A 16,852-nucleotide genomic window follows, 5' to 3' on the forward strand; every position below is an offset into this window, starting at 1 on the left:
CACGCGCAAGGCGGACAATAGGATCATGGTCCGGACTGCGTCAACCCGTGCATCTGAACGCGCACCCGGTTCCGGGGGACGGCTTCAGCAGGCCTGACTCGTAGGCGGCGATGACGAGGTGGACTCGGTCGCGGGCGCCCAGCTTGGACAGCAGACTCGCGACGTGGGCCTTGGCGGTGCCGGGGCTGATGTGGAGGTGGCTCGCGAGTTCGGCGTTGGACAGGCCGCGGCCGACGAGGGTGAGCACCTCGCGTTCCCGCGCGGTGACGGCGGCGAGTTCCGGCGCGGGCGGCGCGGGCGGGGCGGGTACGGGGCGGCCGGCGAACTCCGCGATGAGGCGGCGGGTGACGGCGGGCGCGATCAGGGCGTCACCGGCGGCGACGACCCGGATGGCGGCCAGGAACCCGTCGAGATCCGTGTCCTTGACGAGAAAGCCACTCGCTCCGGCCCGCAGGGCGGCGTGAACGTGGGTGTCGGTGTCGAAGGTGGTGAGGACGATGACCCGGGCCGCCCGGGACTCGGCAGTGATCAGCCGCGTGGCCTCGATGCCGTCCATGCCGGGCATGCGGATGTCCATGACCACGACGTCGGGGGCGAGTTCCCTCACCAGGGCGACGGCCTGGGCGCCCGTCGCGGCCTCTCCCACGACGTCGATGCCGGGTGTGCTGTCGATGACCATGCGCAGGCCGGTGCGGACCAGCGGCTGGTCGTCGGCGAGGAGGACGCGGACCGTCATGGCGCCTCGGCCGAGGTCGTCGGGACGGCGGGCAGAGGGAGCCGGGCGGCGACGCGGAAGCCGCCTTCGGGCCGTGGACCGGCGGTGAAGTCGCCGTCGAGGAGGACTGCCCGCTCCCGCATGCCGCGGATTCCGTAGCCGGTCCCGGGGCCGGCGGCGTCCTGGGGGCCGGCGGTGTGCGAGCGGCCGGGTCCGTCGTCGACGATCTCGACCGACAGGGCGTGGGGACCCCAGTCGACGGTCACCCGGCAGTGCCGGGCGTTCGCGTGACGTACGACGTTGGTCACGGACTCCTGGATGATGCGGAATGCCGACCAGTCGACGGCCTCGGCCAGTTCACGTCGTTCCCCACCGTGCCGCACGTCCACGAGGACTCCTGCGTCCGCCGCCGTCGCGACGAGCCGGCCGAGGTCGGCGAGTCCGCAGAACGGCTCGGCCCCGGCGGCCGACGCCGGTTCCGGTTCCGGATCCGCCCTGCGCAGGACGTCCAGCATGGTCCGCAGTCCGCGCAGCGTCTCGCGGCTGGTGGTCTCGATGGCGGTGAGCGCTCCGCGCGCCAGCTCCGGTTCGTTTTCGATCACCCGGCTTCCGGCACCGGCCTGGATGGCGATCACCGCGATGCCGTGCGCGACGGTGTCGTGGAGTTCGCGGGCCACGCGCAGCCGTTCGGCCGCGACCGCCCGGGCCGCGGCGTGGGCGCGCAGTGCTTCGCCGTACGCGCGTCGCTGACGTACGTACGTTCCGGTCAGCCAGGAGAGCAGGACGAGCAGGGCCAGGCATGCCGTCAGGCCCAGGAAGCCCGGGGCCAGCACGCGGCCCCAGCCGCCGTCCCGGAAGAGGTCCACCTGGAGGACCGTCTCCTGGACGGCGACCGTGCCGAAGGCGGCGCAGAGACCGGCGCGGCGGCTCCGTGCGGCCGCGACGGCAGCGACCAGCAGGCCGGTGACCGGGAAGAGGGGCCAGACCTGCTCGGCCCGCAGGCCCAGGGCCGCCGCGGCGGCGGCCTCGGCCAGCAGCGGCGCCAGGGCCGCGGAAGGCCACCGCCGCGCCCATGCGACCGGTGCGGCCATCACCACGGTTGCCGCGGCGAGGGCCGCGCCCCCGCTGTCCGCGCCGCCGCCCGGTGCGGCGCCGCCCGAGATCGCCGCGTACAGCAGCAGCCCCAGCAAGGCCACCGCGCACCCCGTCACCGCTGCCCGCGCACCGCGGGGAAGGCGCCGCACCAGGGGCGCAGGGGGTGCTGGCATGGTCTGGGGCACGGGCCGATCGTAGGCGGCATGCACGCGACGGGCGTCAGACCACGGGCGTATGCCCACGGGCAGGGGCCGTGCGCCGATCGCCCTCACTGGGCCGATGTGACCCGTCCCCGGTGCGGGGCACCGTGGTTCACGTGATCGAAGTCAACGGACTGACCAAGCGCTACGGCGACGTCCTCGCCGTCAACGACCTCAGCTTCACTGTGCGGCCCGGAACCGTGACCGGCTTCCTCGGCCCGAACGGCGCCGGCAAGAGCACCACCCTGCGCATGATCCTCGGTCTGAACCGGCCGACCGCCGGAACCGCCACCATCGACGGCCGCCCGTTCGCCCGGCGGCAGGCCGGACTGCACCACGTCGGTGCGCTGCTCGACGCGGGGGACGTCCACCCGGGCCGCAGCGCCGCCGCCCACCTGTCGGCGCTGGCCCGCGCCAACGGGCTGCCCCGCCGCCGGGTGCGGGAGGTCCTGGAGGAAGTGGGTCTGGCGGGCGCTGCGAGCCGCCGTACCGGTGGCTTCTCGCTGGGCATGCGGCAGCGGCTCGGCATCGCGACGGCCCTCCTCGGCGACCCGCCGGTGCTGCTGTTCGACGAGCCGGTCAACGGCCTGGATCCGGAGGGCGTGCGATGGGTGCGCGGCCTCTTCAAAGGGCTGGCCGCGGAGGGGCGCACGGTGCTCGTCTCCAGTCATCTGATGAGCGAGATGGAGAACACGGCCGACCGCCTCGTCGTCATCGGCCGGGGCGAGCTGATCGCGGAGGAGAGCGTCGCCGAGTTCGCGGCGCGGGGTACCCGCACCCCGTCCCGTGTCACCGTGCGCACTCCGGACTCCGCCCGGCTCTCGGCCGTTCTGGCCCCCGAGGGGGCCGTCGTACGGCCCGACGGCCGGGAGGCGCTCACGGTCACCGGGCTGACGGCGGACCGCATCGGTGAACTCGCCTTCGAGCACCGGATCATGCTGCGTGAGTTGGCGCCGCGCAGCGCATCGTTGGAGGAAGCCTTCATGGAACTCACCACCGACCGCGCCGAGTACACCGCGGGTGGCCGCCGATGACCTCGCTCATGACGCCCCGACCGGCCGCTGCCGCCCGCTTCCGGGCTCCGGGCGAGCCGCGCGTCCGCTGGCGCGGCCTCCTCGCCTGCGAGTGGATCAAACTGTGGTCCCTGCGCTCCACGCGCTGGGTACTCGGGCTCGGCGTCCTGCTCCTGATCGCGCTCTCCGTGCAGAGCAGCCTCGACACGTACGGCAACTGGCCGGACTTCGGTCCCCAGGAGAGATCCCGTTACGACCCGATGAGCGAGGCGCTCAGCGGCGCCGGCGTCGCCCTCCTCATGATCGGCGCGGGCACGGTCGGGGCCCTGACGATCGTCGGCGAGTACGCCTCCGGTCTGATCCGCACCACGTTGACCGCGGTGCCGGCCCGCCACCGGGTGGTACTGGCCAAGGCGGCCGTCGTCGCGGCCGTGATGCTGGCGGTCGGCGTGGTCGTGTCGTTCAGCACGTTCGTCGCGAGCCAGGCCATCCTGTCGGGCCGCGACATCGGCATCTCGCTGGGCGAGCCCGGCGTCCCGGGGGTCCTCGCGGCCAACGCGGCACTCGCTCCCGTTTCGGCCCTGGTGGGCATGGGCATCGGCGCCCTGCTGCGGCATACCGCACTGTCCGTCGTCTCGGCCTGCGGCGTGCTCGTCGTACTGCCGGGCTTCTTCAAACCGACCGTCCACCAGTGGGCGAACGAGCTGTTCGGCTACTTCCCCTACTACGGCTGGCGCGCCGTCCTGTCCCAGCTGCACCCCCGGGAGGCCGCCGCCCTGCCCTCGGCGGCCGAGGCGTGGACGGGCTTCGCGCTGTGGCCCCTCCTCGCAGTGGCACTCACCCTGGTCGTCGTGCGGCGGCGCGACGTGTGAACTCTTGACAGAAGGCCCAGGTCAGCGACCTGGGCCTTCTTCGTTGGATCGGCCGGGTCAGCGCTGCAGGGTGAGGACCCCCGGCCGGTACGGCAGTCGGTCGTAGGGGCCGCCCGCGGTGGGGGACTTGCCCTGGTAGAGGAACTGCAGGTTGCAGGGGTCGATGGTCATGGTCTGGTCGGGGTTGTTGCGGACCAGGTCACCGTGGCTGATGTCGTTGGTCCAGGTGGCACCGCTGTTGGCCTTGCCCGCGAAGGGGTTGCTCTCGCCGGCGGCCTGCGGGGTCCACGAACCGCTCAGGCTGGAGGCCGTGAACGAGCGGAAGTAGCGCCCGTTCGCACCCTTCGCCTCGACGATCATGAGGTACTGGTTCTGGCCCTGCACCTTGTAGACCTGCGGCGCCTCGAACAGGTTGGCCTCCGTGTCGCTCATCACCGTCGTGTACGACGAGCCGAAGCTGCCCGGGAAGTTCCCGATCGGCATGCTCGCCCGGTAGATCTTGCCGTTGTCACCGGCGAAGAACAGGTACATGTTCTTGTCGTCGGCGATCAGCGTCTGGTCGATCGGGCCGGTGGGGGAGTCGGTGCGGGGGATGCTGCCGGTGAACAGCGGCTGCGGCGAGGACCAGCCGTTGGGGTTGGTGGGGTCGCTCGACGTGCGGTAGATGAAGGGCCACTGGCCCCACTGGTACGCGAGGACCCAGATCTTCTTGGGCGCGAAGTAGAACAGCGTGGGCGCGACCGTGGGCTGGCTCATCCCGGCCTGGCCGGCCGACGCCATGTCCGGCCAGTTCGTGAAGGGGCTGAACATCATCGAGCCGTACTTCGATCCCGACGCGTTCGACGCGTAGACCAGGTGCTTGCCGTTGTGCACCACGCTGGTGAAGTCCTTCAGCGAGTCCCACCCGTTCGCCGGCTGCGTCAACGCACCCGTCGACGACCACCGGTACGTCGACGGAAGAGCGCACGTGCCGCCCGGCGGCGCGGGCGTCGTCGGGGTCGACGTCCCGGACAGGCCGGTCCACTTCTGGTTGCCGCCGGTCCAGCAGGAGTGCAGCTGGATCTTGGTGCGGTTGGCGGTGGCCGCGCCGACGGCGTCGAGGCACAGCCCGGACTGGACGCCGGCGATCGTGCCGTTGGTGTTGATGTTCCACTGCTGGCCGGCGCTGCCGTCGCAGTCCCCGATGACCACCGCGGTGCCGTTGCCGGTGCCCTTGGCGTCCAGGCACTTGTCGGCGTAGATCATCAGCTGCTTGCCGGACGTGTAGGTCCAGCGCTGGTTGGTCTGTCCGTGGCAGTCCCACAGCTGCGCCTGGGTGCCGTTGACGGTGGTGAAGCCGTCGATGTCGATACAGCGTCCGGAGGCGACGCCCTTGATCTGCCCGGTACCGGTCCCACCGGTGGTACCGGCGGCGGCCTTGAGGGCGTTCACGACGGCGGTGTGGGCGGCCTTGGGTTTGCCGTTGTTGTCGAACAGCAGGGGGCTGTCGCCGCTGCGCCAGGAGTCGCTGTCCCGGATGCCCCATACCGTGATGCCGGTGCACCGGGCCACGGACAGGCAGGCCTTGACCGTGTTGGCGTAGTGGGTGGACGACGCCCGGGCGATGTCCAGCTCGGTGATCTGGACGTCAACGCCCAGCGCGGCGAAGTTGGACAAGGTGGTCTGCAGGCTGGACGGCGGGCCGTCGGCGCCGAAGTGGCTCTGGAACCCGACGCAGTCGATCGGCACGCCGCGGGACTTGAAGTCCCTGACCATGCTGTAGACGCCCTGGGTCTTGGCGTCCGACCAGTTCTCGATGTTGTAGTCGTTGTAGCAGAGCTTGGCCGAGGAGTCGGCCGCCCGGGCGGTGCGGAACGCCTCTTCGATGAAGCCGTTGCCCAGCACGTTCTGGAACACAGAGCTGCGGTGCTGGGTGGAGCCGTCGGCGAACGCCTCGTTGACCACGTCCCAGGCGTAGATCTTGCCCTTGTAGTGGCTCATCTCGGTTGTGATGTGGTTGTTCATCACGCTGCGCAGCGTGTTCGCGTCGCTGATGGAGCTGACCCAGGACGGGAGCTGCGAGTGCCAGACCGTGGTGTGGCCGCGCACGCGCTGGCCGCGTGCCAGCGCACGGTTGACGATCTGGTCGGCGGGGCCGAAGTTGAACTTGCCGCGGGACGGTTCGATGGCGTCCCACTTCATCTCGTTCTCCGGGGTGATCATGTTGAACTCCCGGTCCGCGATCGCGGCGTACGTCGAGTCGCCGAGCTTTCCGGCGGCCACGGCGGTGCCGAAGTACCGGCCCGACGGGGCCGCCTGCGTACCCAGGTTCGCGGCTCCGGCGGAGCTGGGCAGGAGCGTCACGACACCGGCCACCAGCGCCGCGGCCGACAGTCCTATCGTCAATGTCCGGCGACGCCGGCCGAGCCGGTGCAGGCCCTTCATGATTTTCCTCGGGGGTCGCGGGTGTGTCGCGTCATTGGAGGGGCCTTCTTCCGGGGATTCGTCGGGGGGGAAGTCGGGGGACCTGCCCCCGCCGGCACGTCATGGTGAGCGGCGGGAAGGGCACCCCATGAAGTGGAGGCCTCCGGACTCGCCGGCTCGTAACAGAAAAGTCGCCCCGTCCGGACGATTGCCCGGTGATGCATCACGCAGGCAAAAAGCGTTATGCCGAGCCCCGCGGTCTGGTCGTCCCTGCGGAAAGGGCGCGGCTCGCTCCCGAAATGCTCAAAGAGCGGTGGCCCAGGCCCTGCGCATGACGAAGGAAGCCTGGCCGGCGAAAGTCCGAGTGCCGTCGGAGCCATCGAGCCAGATGCCGCCGTCGCGGTGGCGGAGGACCGATCCGGGATAGTTGTGCGCGTGCAGGGTTACCGACCCGGCGACCGCGCCGGTGTGCGGACAGAAGGTGGCGTCTTCACGGAACAGTTCGCTGCCGTCGTCGGTGCTCAGCCGTAGCCGCAGGTCACGATGGCGCAGATAGCGGCCGTCAGCGGCGCGGAAGGTGACGCACCGTGTGTCGGCCAGCCCGCGGACGACCGTGAAGGTGGCCCGCTGCCGTGTCTGCGCGCTGCCGGACGCGGAGACTCGGCCGAGCGTCGCGAAGTCGTCGGCATACGTGAGGTACAGGGCGGGGTCGGCCACGGACTCCAGCGACTGTGCGCCCAGCGGAACCGTGCCCGGGACGGCGGACGGACCCGTCGGGGACGGTCCGGCCGATGTGGTGGAGTGCGACGGGAGCGGCGTGGGATGGCCGGCCGTCGGCGCGGCGGTGACGCCGGGCCCCCGCTGCGCCGGTTCGGGCCAGGTCGTGTAGGTGGCGGTCCCGGCGATGAGCACCGCACCCGTGGCGAGGCTCACCAGCGGATGAGCGGTCACCGCGTGGAGTTTGCCGATCAGCAGGCCGTGCAGACCGCCTCCCCCCGTCGCCGTGCCGACGGCGACGTGTGCCGTGGCCAGCCCGGCGGCGCTCGCGGCCGTACCCGACAGCAGGCCCTTGGCGGCCAGCGCGGCGATCAGTCCGGCCGGGACGGCCAGCGGCACGAGGCCGAGGAGCAGCAGTTCGGCCGGAACCCGTGCTGTCGTCGTGGCCGTGCAGGCCGGGCAGCCGCGGGTGTGCCGCGCGATCCGCTTGCGCCACACCGGTGCACGGAGACCGTCCCAGCCGTCGACGGTCTCGTCCAACTGCGCACAGCGCGGGTCGGCCTCCAGCGCGGCGACGATCGTCCGGCTCAGTTCCAGCTGCTCGCGCATGCGTTGCAGGCGTACTCCGACGTGGGCGACCGTGAGACCCGTCGCGGCGGCGATGTCCTCACGGCTCAGCGAGCCGGCGCGTTCCTGCCACCACAGCGACAGAAGCACCCGATGGTCCGGGTCGAGCCACCGGCCGGCTTCGACGACCTGACGGCGCTCGTCCGACACGTGCAGACGCAGGATCGTCACGTCCTCGGGTTCGGCGCCGGCGTCCGGTATCTGGAGTGCCTCGTCGATGGCCGTGGTCCGGCCGGCAAAGGTGCGTTGCCGCTGCCAGTGGGTGTTGATCTGGCGGAGCGTGATCGACACCAGCCAGGACCGGAAGCTCTCCGGGGCACGCAGGGCGGGCAGGTCGCGCACCACGCGCAGCAGGGTCTCCTGGACGACGTCGTCGACGTCGGCATGTCCGCTCAGCGCCCGCCCGACGATGTTGTAGAGCAACGGCAGGTATGCGGCGATCAGTTCCTCGCGCGCCCGATCGTCACCGGCCTGCGCCGCGACGACAAGCCTCGCGTGGTCCGCGTCCATGAGCCCCATTCCCACCTCCTCAGGGGAGCGAGCGATCCGCCGAGTACGGCGCCGCACCTTAGCGTCGGCAAGGGTATGCGGCCAACGCAAGAAAGATCGCGGCTCAAGGCAACCCTTTGCGGGGCCTGTGACCACAAGGAGTCGGACCCGGCCGTTGCGGTCGCTGGATCCGCCTTTCCCCTGGTGGCATGCAAGGAGAACACCCCCCATGAAGAACCCCACGAACGGCGGGCGCCGCGGGCGTCACCGCCGTCGCTGGACCGCGACCGGTCTGCTGCTCGGCGTGCCCGCCGTCCTCGTGCCGTACCTCCTGTTCGTGCAGGAGGACTCGCAGGCCGCGACGATCGACGGGAATGCCTACTACCGGCTGGTTTCCGTACGCAGCGGCAAGGTATTGGACGTCAACGCCTTCTCCACCGCAGACGGCACCCGCATCCAGCAGTGGACCGACCAGAACACCGCCAACCAGCAGTGGAAGCTGAGACCCGCCAGGGACGGCTACTACGAGCTGGTGAACCGCAACAGCGGCAAAGTGCTGGGCATAGCGGGCCATTCGACCGGCCAGGCGGCCGCCGCCGAGCAGCAGACCGACAGCTCCTCCACCTCCCAGGAGTGGCGGATCGACGATGTGAGCGGTTCCGGCGCCGTCACCCTCACCTCCCGCAGCAGCGGCCAGGTCCTGGACGTCTCCGGAGGCGCCATGACCGACGGCGCGGGAGTCATCCAGTATCCCGGCAAGGGCAGCACCAACCAGCAGTGGAAGCTGGTGAAGACTGCCGCGCCCCAGGCGCCCGGGTCCGGACCGTACGTGTGGAGCAACGCCCAGGTGGTGGGCGGGGGTTACGTCACCGGGCTGGTGTTCAACCCGCGGGAGAAGGGGCTGCTGTACGCGCGCACCGACATGGGCGGCGCCTACCGCTGGGACGCCGCGGCCGAGCAGTGGATCCCGCTGACCGACTGGCTCGGCGAGAAGGACTGGAACCTTCTGGGCATCGATTCGCTGGCCACCGACCCCGTCGACCCCGCCCGGCTCTACCTCGCGACGGGCACCTACACCAACAACTGGGCGGGCAACGGCGCGATCCTGCGCTCCACGGACCGGGGCCGCACCTTCCAGCGCACCGACCTGCCCTTCAAGCTGGGCGCCAACGAGGACGGCCGCGGGGCGGGCGAACGGCTGGCGGTCAACCCCGCCGACCACGGCACCCTGCTGCTGGGCACCCGCAAGAACGGCCTGTGGCGCAGCACCGACCACGGCGCGACATGGAGCCAGGTCTCCGCCTTCCCCGTCAAGGACGGGGCGAGCAGCGGTGCGGGCATCTCCTTCGTGACGTACGGCCCGGCCGGAAGCAAGACGGTCTATGTCGGCGTCGCCGACAAGTCCACTTCCCTGTACCGCTCCACCGACGGCGGCAGCACCTGGCAGGCCGTCTCCGGACAGCCCACCGGCGAGATGCCGCAGCACGGCGTGCTCTCCGGTGACGGCTCGCTGTACCTGTCGTACACCAACACCGTCGGCCCCAACGGCGTGACGGCGGGTTCGGTGTGGAAGTACACGCCGGCCGCCGGCGCGTGGAAGAACATCTCCCCGTCCAAGGGCAGTTACGGGTTCTCCGGTCTGGCCGTCGACCCGCAGAAGCCGTCCACGGTGATGGTCACCACCCTCGGCCGCTGGTGGCCCGAGGACGAGCTCTACCGGAGCACCGACGGCGGCGCGACCTGGAAGGCCCAGGCCGCGAAGTCGGTGCGGAGCGCCTCCGCCGCCCCTTACGTCGGTACCGGCACCGGGCACTGGATGACCGCCCTGGCCATCGATCCCTTCGACTCCGGGCACGCGCTGTACGGCACCGGCAGCGGCATCTGGCGCAGCAAGGACGCCGGCGCCGCCGACAGCGGCGGCACCAGCCACTGGACCACCGCGGGGGCCCGCGGGCTGGAGGAGACCGCGCTGATGGACGTGATCGCCCCGCCGGGCGGCGCCACCGCCGTCACCGCCATGGGCGACCTGGGCGGCTTCCGCCACGACTCCCTGACCGCGGTGCCCGCCGGGCGGCTGGAGAACCCGATGATGATCACCAGCACCGACATCGACTTCGCCCAGTCCAACCCCTCGGTGATGGTCCGCGTCGGCCGTGGCGGCGCGCAGGACGGCGCCTACTCCACCGACGGCGGCAGCAGCTGGAACGGCTTCAAGGCCGAGCCGGTGGGCAGCGCCGACAGCGGCCGTGTCGCGCTCGCGGCGGACGGCTCCGCCATCGTGTGGACCCAAAGCGGTCAGGTCCCGTACCGCTCGACCGACAAGGGGGCGAGCTGGTCGAAGGTCAGCGGCCTGGGCAACGGCGCCGTGGTCGTCGCCGACCGCTCCTCGGCCAACACCTTCTACTCACTGGCCGGCGGCACGCTCTTCGCCAGCACCGACGGCGGCGCGACCTTCACCGCCCGCGCCGCCAACCTGCCCGCCGGCCGGCTCGCAGCCGTCCCCGGCATCGCCGGGGACCTGTGGATCGCCGACGGCGGCAAGGGGCTGCTGCACTCCACCGACGGCGGCCGCACCTTCACCGCGCTCCCCACGGTGCAGTCAGCTTCCGCCCTCGGCTTCGGCAAGGCCGCGCCGGGCGGCGCCTACCAGGCCCTGTACCTGATCGGTACCGTCAAGGACGTCACCGGAGTCTTCCGCTCCACCGACAAGGGCGCCACCTGGCTCCGCGTCAACGACGACGCCCACCAGTGGGGCAGCATCGGCGGCGTCGGCGTCATCGCCGGCGACCCCGACACCTACGGCCGCGTCTACGTCGGCACCAACGGCCGCGGGCTCCAGTACGGCGACCCGTCCTGACCCCAGCACCCGAGCGGGGCCGCAGGCAGACAACGGCCTGCGGCCCCCCTGGCGGGGCGGCTGGAGCAGCGCCTCTGAACCTCTAGTGCCGGAACCCTGTGCGGCGTTCGGCCCAATGGCCGACGCCAATGTGCCACTGCGCGGATCGCGGTGCGTACGTTGCCCGGGAGAGCAGGAGGCACTGATGACCGATCACCCGCACATCGCCGTCTTTCACCGCGTCCTGGCCGCCTTCTCCGCCGGCGACATGGATGCGCTGGCGCAGGAATTCCAACCCGACGTGGTCTGGCACATCGGCGGCAGGAACCTGCTGACAGGCGACTACCGGGGACGCGAGGCCACCTTCGCGCTGCTCGGCCGGGAGTTCGAGCTGACGGGCGGCACGTACCGCGCGCAGCTCCACGATGTCCTCGCAAACGATGTCCACATGGTTGCTCTGCTCCAGGTCACGGCGTCACGTGAAGGCAAGGAGCTCGACCTCGGCCTCGCCCTCGTCCTCCACATGAGGGAGAACAAGATCAGCGAGAGCTGGGTCCTGCCTGCCGACTCCCGCGCGTACGACGAGTTCTGGTCGTAGGGACGCGGGAAGCTGCGGCGGCCGGTTTCGCGGTCAACGGCGGTCAGCGGCGGTCAGCGGCGGTCAGCGGAGCGTGAGCGGGGTTTCGGACTCGGCGTGCGTCAGTTTGTGGGGGTTTCGGACGTAGTAGAGGCCCGTGATGCGGGCGGCTTCGACGCGGATCGCCATGATGCCGTCGAGTTCTCCGTCCAGGTGGACGACGAGGGCCGGGCTGCCGTTGACCGCGGTCAGGCCGACCGTGAGCGGGCGTTCGTTCTTGCCCAGGCCGCCGACCATGAAGCGGGCCACCTTGTCGGCGCCTGATACCGGTCGTCGCGCGGCCTGCTTGATGCCGCCGCCGTCGCTCAGCAGGACGACCTCGGGGGCGAGCACGTCGAGCAGGCCCTGAAGGTCGCCGGTGGCGAGCGCGCGCTGGAACGACTCCAGGGCCGCCCGGGTCTCGGCCGGGGAGGCGACCTCACGAGGGCGGCGGGCATCGACGTGCCGGCGGGCGCGGTGCGCGATCTGGCGGACGGCCGCGGGGCTCTTGTCGACGGCGGCCGCGATCTCGTCGTAGCCGAGGTCGAAGACCTCGCGCAGGACGAACACGGCGCGCTCCGTCGGCGACAGCGTCTCGAGGACGAGCATCAGCGCCATCGACACGCTTTCGGCGAGCTCGACGTCCTGGGCCACGTCCGGCGCCGTCAGCAACGGCTCGGGCAGCCACGGGCCGACGTACGACTCCTTGCGGCGGGTCATGGCGCGCAGCCGGTTGAGCGACTGCCGGGTGGTGATCCGGACCAGGTAGGCGCGGTGGTCGCGTACCTGGTCCAGGTCGACCCCGACCCACCGCAGCCAGGTCTCCTGGAGGACGTCCTCCGCGTCGGCCGCCGATCCGAGCATCTCGTAGGCGACGGTGAAGAGCAGGTTGCGGTGGGCGACGAAGGAGTCGGTCGCCGGGTCGGTGGCGCCGACGCTCATGCCCGGACCCCTCGGACGGCCGGCGCCTCGTCCTGCCTGGCCTGCAGGAGCCGGGCGCGCGTGGCGTCCTTGGTCCACCACGTGCGCGCGCCGGGCTTGCGCGCCTCGTACGCCAGCTGCCAGGGGATGCCCCTGCAGATGAGCTCCTTGGCCTTCGCGGCCGGGCGTCCGCCGAAGGAGTACTTCTTGGCGGTGTCGTCCTTGGCGGTGAGCTGGAGGATGCCGCCGCGACGGCCCAGGCTGAGGCACTGGCTGACGAACCCCACCTGGACGGGTGCGGGCTGCGCACCGGCGAGCCGGCTGAGGACCGTCTCCGCGGCCTGCGGGCCCAGCTGGACCGCGGCCTGGCAGCTCATCCGGAACGGCAGGTCGGAGGGCGCCGCCGAGTCACCGGCCGCGACGATGCGCGTGTCGTCCACGCTGGTCAGCGTCTCGTCCGTGAGCAGGCGGCCCAGGGCGTCGGTGCTCAGCCCGCTGCGCGCGGCCAGGTCCGGCACTCCGAACCCGGCGGTCCAGATGGTCACCGCGCTCCGCAGCTCGCGGCCGGCGCCGAGCCGCACGGCGTCGCGCGTCACGGCCGTCACCTGCGCGTCGGGGCCTTCGAGCACGGTCACGCCCAGGTCGGCCAGCCGCCCGGCCACCCGGCGGCGGCCCCGCGGGTGCAGGGACGGGCCGAGCACCCCGCCGCACACCAGGGTCACGGCGCGGCCCTGCTCCGCCAGTTCGGCGGCCATCTCGATGCCGGTCAGGCCGCCTCCGACCACCGTCACCGGGGCCGTCGCGGGCGCGGCGTCGAGGACCGGACGCAGCCGCTGCACCTCCTCGAGGCCGGCGATGGGGTAGGCGAACTCGGCCGCTCCGGGGACGCGGGGATCGGCGCTGCCGCTGCCGACCGCGTAGACCAGGTAGTCGTAGCGGGCGGTGCCGCCGGTCGCCAGCGTCACGCTGCGCGCGGCCGCGTCGATCCGCGTGGCGGTGTCGACCACCAGGGCGACGCCCTCGGCCAGGACCTTGCGGTAGTCGACGACCGCGTCGTGGGATCCGCCCGCCAGCTGGTGCAGGCGGACCCGCTCGACGAAGGACGGGCGCGGGTTGATCAGTGTCACGGTCACGTCCTCGCGCTGCGTCAGGCGGTTGGCGGCCATGACGCCGGCGTAGCCGCCGCCGATGACGACGACTTCGGTGTGCGCGGTGGGTCCGGTGTGCTCGCTCACGGTGTCTCCTCGGTCTCCAGGGGGTTCGACCTGAAGACACCGCAGGGTCGATCGTTGTGACAGCGTGTGCGCCAGATCACATGAAGCGGTCCGCGGGCGGTTCGTGCGGCGTCGGCGAGGGGGACGCCGGCGAGGGGGGCGGGGTGGGCTCGCGGGTCGGCCTCGGGGCGTGGGGGTCCTGGGGGAAGGGGTGTGCGGGGCGTGAGGGGTGCGGGTGGCCGTACGGGTCCGGCGGGAAGGGAGGGGTCTGCGGGGTGGGCTTCGTCTTCGTCATCGGGACTCCCGTTGCTTCGTACGTGCGGAGGCGGACGGCCGGCACGAACCGGTCCCCGGCGCCCAGTGCGGTGACCGTGCGCCGGGGCATGGCGGCGCCGCCTACGGCCGCAGCCGGCTGAAGCCGACCTCGAAGCGTTCGACCGAGACGATCCGCTGGCCCTCCCGGCGTGCCGTCTCCTCGCGGATCGCGGCGGCCTGCTCCTCGCTGTCCCGCATGGTCCGCTCGTCGTCCCACAGGGTCAGCGACGTGGCCTTGCCCGAGGCCCGGTCGACGAGGTAGTACACGCCGCGGAAGCCGGGAAGGTCCTGGACCTGCTGGACGATCGCCTCCGAATGGGCGCTCAGGTCTCCCTCCGGGGGAACCGGTGATCCCTGGTAGGTGCTCAGCCTCGCGAACATCAACCGCAGTCCTTTCCTCGTGCCCCAGGACCAGCCTGCTCCGGCAGGCCACGCGCCGCATGCCGAGCGGCGCGACAATGGTGGGGAGAACAGCGTCTGCCGTTGCGGAAAGCCGAGGGCCGAGGGCCGAGAGGCGGGACGTCGAGGTGCCGTACATAGCCGTGACCGCCCTGAGCCATACCGGGCTCGTCCGCGATCACAACGAGGACAGCCTGGTCATCGGACCGTGGACACTCTGCGGGACCGCGACCGAGAGCCCCCAGACGCTCGTGTTCCCCCTCGGCAGACCGCTCGTCGTCGCGGTCGCCGACGGGCTCGGCGGGCAGCCGGCCGGCGAGGTCGCCAGCGAGCTGGTCGTGCGCGAGCTCTCCGTGCTCGGCCCCACCCTGGACGGCAGCCAGGCCGTCCGCGACGCGCTGGACGTCTGCAACCGCGCGGTGTACGCCGCCGCCGAAGGCCGTCCGGACCTGACCTCCATGGGCACCACGGTCGCCGGCGCCCTCGTACTGGAGGAGTCGCTGCTGGCCTTCAACGTCGGTGACAGCAAGGTGTTCCAGGCGAACGCGGACGGGCTGCGCCAGCTCAGCGTGGACGACAGCCCGCCTCCGGCGCCGGGGCACCGCACCACGTCGGCCGTCACCCAGGTGCTCGGCGGCAGCCGCGGGCAGAGCGCGATCACTCCCCATGTGGCGGACTTCGCGCTGTCCACGGGTGACCGCTACCTGGTGTGCAGCGACGGGCTGACCGACCCGGTGCCCGATGAGGCCATCGACGACCTGCTGCGGGTGCACGACGACGGGAAGGCCGCCTACGAGCTGTGGAAGGCGGCCATCGAAGCCGGGGGCCCGGACAACATCACGCTCGCGCTCGTACGCATCGGCGAGTAGCGGCGCCCCACCGCCCCCTCTCCGCCGCCTCAGGGCGTGGCGCCCCGGGGCACGGCGAGCTCGGTCAGCCGGGCGGCGCCCGCTGCGAGGGAGGCCCAGGGGCCGGGCAGGCCCAGCACCGCGATCGCCGACGTCGGGAACTTCGCACGGGCCTGCTCCAGCGCCGGGGCGTCCCCCTCGCCGGCGAGCAGCAGCACCAGCTCCTGCGCGCCCGGGTTGTGCCCGACGAGCAGCAGCGTCCGCACCTGCGCGGGGGTCTCCCGTACGAGGTCCAGCAGTTCCTCGGTGCTCGCCCCGTAGACGCGTTCCTCGTACGTCACCGGGGTGGTGATCCCGGATTCGGCCGCGACCAGGTCCCAGGTCTGGCGGGTGCGGCGCGCGGGTGAGCACAGGACGCGGTCGGGTACGCGGCCGCGCTCGCGCAGCCAGCGGCCGGCGGCCGGGGCGTCGCGCAGGCCGCGCGGGCCGAGCGGCCGCTCGGCGTCGGGCACGTCCGGCGGCCACGCGGACTTGGCGTGCCGCAGGACGATCAGACGCCGGACGGGATCCGCCGTCATGGCGTCCTCACGTGTGCAGGCGGCTGTTGGGGCCGTCCTGGTCGCCGGCGCTCTCGTCGTTGAACCAGTAGTCGCCGGCGGCCAGGTACCGGAAGGAATGCGCGCTCTCGCTCGGCAGCTCGACCGTGACGGCCCGCTTCCCGTCCTTGCGCGGCTTCAGCGTGTGGGTTCCGGGCTGCCAGCCGTTGAAGTCGCCGACCACGCTCACCGGCCCGGGCGGCGTGTCCGCCGGAAGGACGAAGGTGACTTCGGTGCGGTCCTTGCGCAGCTTGCGCTCCAGCATGGGAAACACTCCTGACTGCGGAGGCGGACGGGATGGCGCCCATCCTGGGGGCCGCGCGGGCGGCCCGCAATGCCGACGCCTCCGCCCACGCCGAGGGGTCACCCGTCCACCACGGCCCCGCGGTACCGCGCTGCGGTCGCGGGACGGGCTGCGGACCGTTCTCCTGAAGCCATGGAACGCAACGCAGCCCGGCGCCGGCGACGCGTCCTGGCTGCTCATTCGCTCCGGTCGCTGACGTGGACGGTCCTGATCACCGCGCTGTTCTACCTGGCTCCCCTGGACCAGGGATTCGGTGCGCGCACCGTCGTCACGCTCGTGGCCGGCCTGGGGCTGTTCGGGTGGCTGGTCGCCCGGCAGGTCGGGGCCATCACCCGTGCGGAGTATCCGCGCCTGCGGGCCGTGGAGGCACTGGCCGCCGCCCTGCCGCTGTTCCTGGTGATCTTCTCGGCCACCTACTTCGTGCTCGCGAAGGAGGTGCCGGAGTCGTTCTCGGAGCCGCTGAACCGGACCGACGCGCTGTACTTCACGGTCACGGTGTTCGCCACCGTGGGGTTCGGGGACATCGCGCCCGCCACCGAGCTCGGCCGCGCGCTCACCACGGTGCAGATGGTCGCCGATCTGATCGTGGTGGGAGTGATCGCCAAGGTCCTCTTCGGCGCGGTACGGATCGGGGTCCGCAGGCGGGGCGGGGACCGGGAGCAGTGGTGAACG

The 16,852-nt window shown here is 71.9% G+C and carries 16 protein-coding genes; 6 read left to right on the forward strand and 10 right to left on the reverse strand.

What is annotated here, in order from left to right:
- Nucleotides 1-40 precede the first annotated feature (40 nt).
- Both ACIPUC_RS19060 and ACIPUC_RS19065 read right to left on the reverse strand, forming a co-directional pair.
- Complete coding sequence (locus ACIPUC_RS19060) at nucleotides 41-736, reverse strand: response regulator (protein ID WP_446590745.1); 696 nt, start codon at nucleotides 734-736, stop codon at nucleotides 41-43.
- Nucleotides 733-1,995 (reverse strand): sensor histidine kinase, encoded by a 1,263-nt coding sequence (locus ACIPUC_RS19065; protein WP_446590746.1) that lies wholly within the window; start codon nucleotides 1,993-1,995, stop codon nucleotides 733-735. Before ACIPUC_RS19065 ends, ACIPUC_RS19060 begins: the two co-directional genes overlap by 4 nt.
- A gap of 131 nt (nucleotides 1,996-2,126) precedes the next feature.
- Between ACIPUC_RS19065 and ACIPUC_RS19070 the strand changes: the two genes are divergently transcribed.
- Together ACIPUC_RS19070 and ACIPUC_RS19075 are read left to right on the forward strand one after the other, a co-directional pair.
- Nucleotides 2,127-3,044, forward strand: coding sequence for an ABC transporter ATP-binding protein (locus ACIPUC_RS19070; RefSeq protein WP_446590748.1), 918 nt, complete (start codon nucleotides 2,127-2,129; stop codon nucleotides 3,042-3,044).
- Nucleotides 3,045-3,052: 8 nt separating this feature from the next.
- Nucleotides 3,053-3,895 (forward strand): ABC transporter permease subunit, encoded by an 843-nt coding sequence (locus ACIPUC_RS19075; RefSeq protein ID WP_446590750.1) that lies wholly within the window; start codon nucleotides 3,053-3,055, stop codon nucleotides 3,893-3,895.
- A 57-nt stretch (nucleotides 3,896-3,952) separates the two neighbouring features.
- Here the strand turns inward: ACIPUC_RS19075 and ACIPUC_RS19080 are convergent, their stop codons facing one another.
- Nucleotides 3,953-6,319 carry a non-reducing end alpha-L-arabinofuranosidase family hydrolase gene (locus ACIPUC_RS19080; protein WP_446590751.1) on the reverse strand — a complete coding sequence of 789 codons (2,367 nt, stop codon included), beginning with the start codon at nucleotides 6,317-6,319 and terminating at the stop codon, nucleotides 3,953-3,955.
- 282 nt (nucleotides 6,320-6,601) lie between these two features.
- Complete coding sequence (locus ACIPUC_RS19085) at nucleotides 6,602-8,161, reverse strand: sigma-70 family RNA polymerase sigma factor (RefSeq protein ID WP_446590752.1); 1,560 nt, start codon at nucleotides 8,159-8,161, stop codon at nucleotides 6,602-6,604.
- Between the two features lie 199 nt (nucleotides 8,162-8,360).
- Between ACIPUC_RS19085 and ACIPUC_RS19090 the strand changes: the two genes are divergently transcribed.
- Entirely contained in the window at nucleotides 8,361-10,988 is a 2,628-nt protein-coding gene (locus tag ACIPUC_RS19090) for an RICIN domain-containing protein (protein WP_446590753.1), read from the forward strand.
- A gap of 184 nt (nucleotides 10,989-11,172) precedes the next feature.
- Entirely contained in the window at nucleotides 11,173-11,565 is a 393-nt protein-coding gene (locus tag ACIPUC_RS19095; protein WP_446590755.1) for a nuclear transport factor 2 family protein, read from the forward strand.
- A gap of 63 nt (nucleotides 11,566-11,628) precedes the next feature.
- On the opposite strand, the gene ACIPUC_RS19100 is transcribed toward ACIPUC_RS19095, so the two are convergent.
- From ACIPUC_RS19100 to ACIPUC_RS19115, 4 genes are all read right to left on the reverse strand, one after another.
- On the reverse strand, nucleotides 11,629-12,525 hold the full coding sequence (locus ACIPUC_RS19100; protein WP_446590756.1) for an RNA polymerase sigma-70 factor: 897 nt from the start codon (nucleotides 12,523-12,525) through the stop codon (nucleotides 11,629-11,631).
- Nucleotides 12,522-13,739, reverse strand: coding sequence for an NAD(P)/FAD-dependent oxidoreductase (locus ACIPUC_RS19105; RefSeq protein WP_446590757.1), 1,218 nt, complete (start codon nucleotides 13,737-13,739; stop codon nucleotides 12,522-12,524). Before ACIPUC_RS19105 ends, ACIPUC_RS19100 begins: the two co-directional genes overlap by 4 nt.
- 76 nt (nucleotides 13,740-13,815) lie before the next feature.
- A complete protein-coding gene (locus ACIPUC_RS19110) occupies nucleotides 13,816-14,103 on the reverse strand; it encodes a hypothetical protein (RefSeq protein ID WP_446590758.1) in 288 nt (95 codons plus the stop codon).
- An 11-nt stretch (nucleotides 14,104-14,114) separates the two neighbouring features.
- The gene (locus tag ACIPUC_RS19115; RefSeq protein ID WP_446590759.1) at nucleotides 14,115-14,414 is read right to left on the reverse strand and encodes a hypothetical protein; all 300 of its coding nucleotides are present in this window, start codon (nucleotides 14,412-14,414) and stop codon (nucleotides 14,115-14,117) included.
- Nucleotides 14,415-14,560: 146 nt separating this feature from the next.
- Here ACIPUC_RS19115 and ACIPUC_RS19120 point away from each other — a divergent pair, with 146 nt between their 5' ends.
- A complete protein-coding gene (locus tag ACIPUC_RS19120) occupies nucleotides 14,561-15,301 on the forward strand; it encodes a PP2C family protein-serine/threonine phosphatase (RefSeq protein WP_446590760.1) in 741 nt (246 codons plus the stop codon).
- A gap of 29 nt (nucleotides 15,302-15,330) precedes the next feature.
- Here ACIPUC_RS19120 and ACIPUC_RS19125 read toward each other — a convergent pair whose 3' ends face one another.
- On the reverse strand, nucleotides 15,331-15,858 hold the full coding sequence (locus tag ACIPUC_RS19125) for a SixA phosphatase family protein (RefSeq protein WP_446590762.1): 528 nt from the start codon (nucleotides 15,856-15,858) through the stop codon (nucleotides 15,331-15,333).
- Nucleotides 15,859-15,865: 7 nt separating this feature from the next.
- Nucleotides 15,866-16,141 carry an isoamylase early set domain-containing protein gene (locus ACIPUC_RS19130; RefSeq protein WP_362582752.1) on the reverse strand — a complete coding sequence of 92 codons (276 nt, stop codon included), beginning with the start codon at nucleotides 16,139-16,141 and terminating at the stop codon, nucleotides 15,866-15,868.
- A 171-nt stretch (nucleotides 16,142-16,312) separates the two neighbouring features.
- Here ACIPUC_RS19130 and ACIPUC_RS19135 point away from each other — a divergent pair, with 171 nt between their 5' ends.
- Entirely contained in the window at nucleotides 16,313-16,849 is a 537-nt protein-coding gene (locus tag ACIPUC_RS19135) for a potassium channel family protein (protein ID WP_446590764.1), read from the forward strand.
- The last annotated feature ends 3 nt before the right edge of the window (nucleotides 16,850-16,852 follow it).

This window comes from Streptomyces sp. LARHCF249 (genome assembly GCF_052871255.1).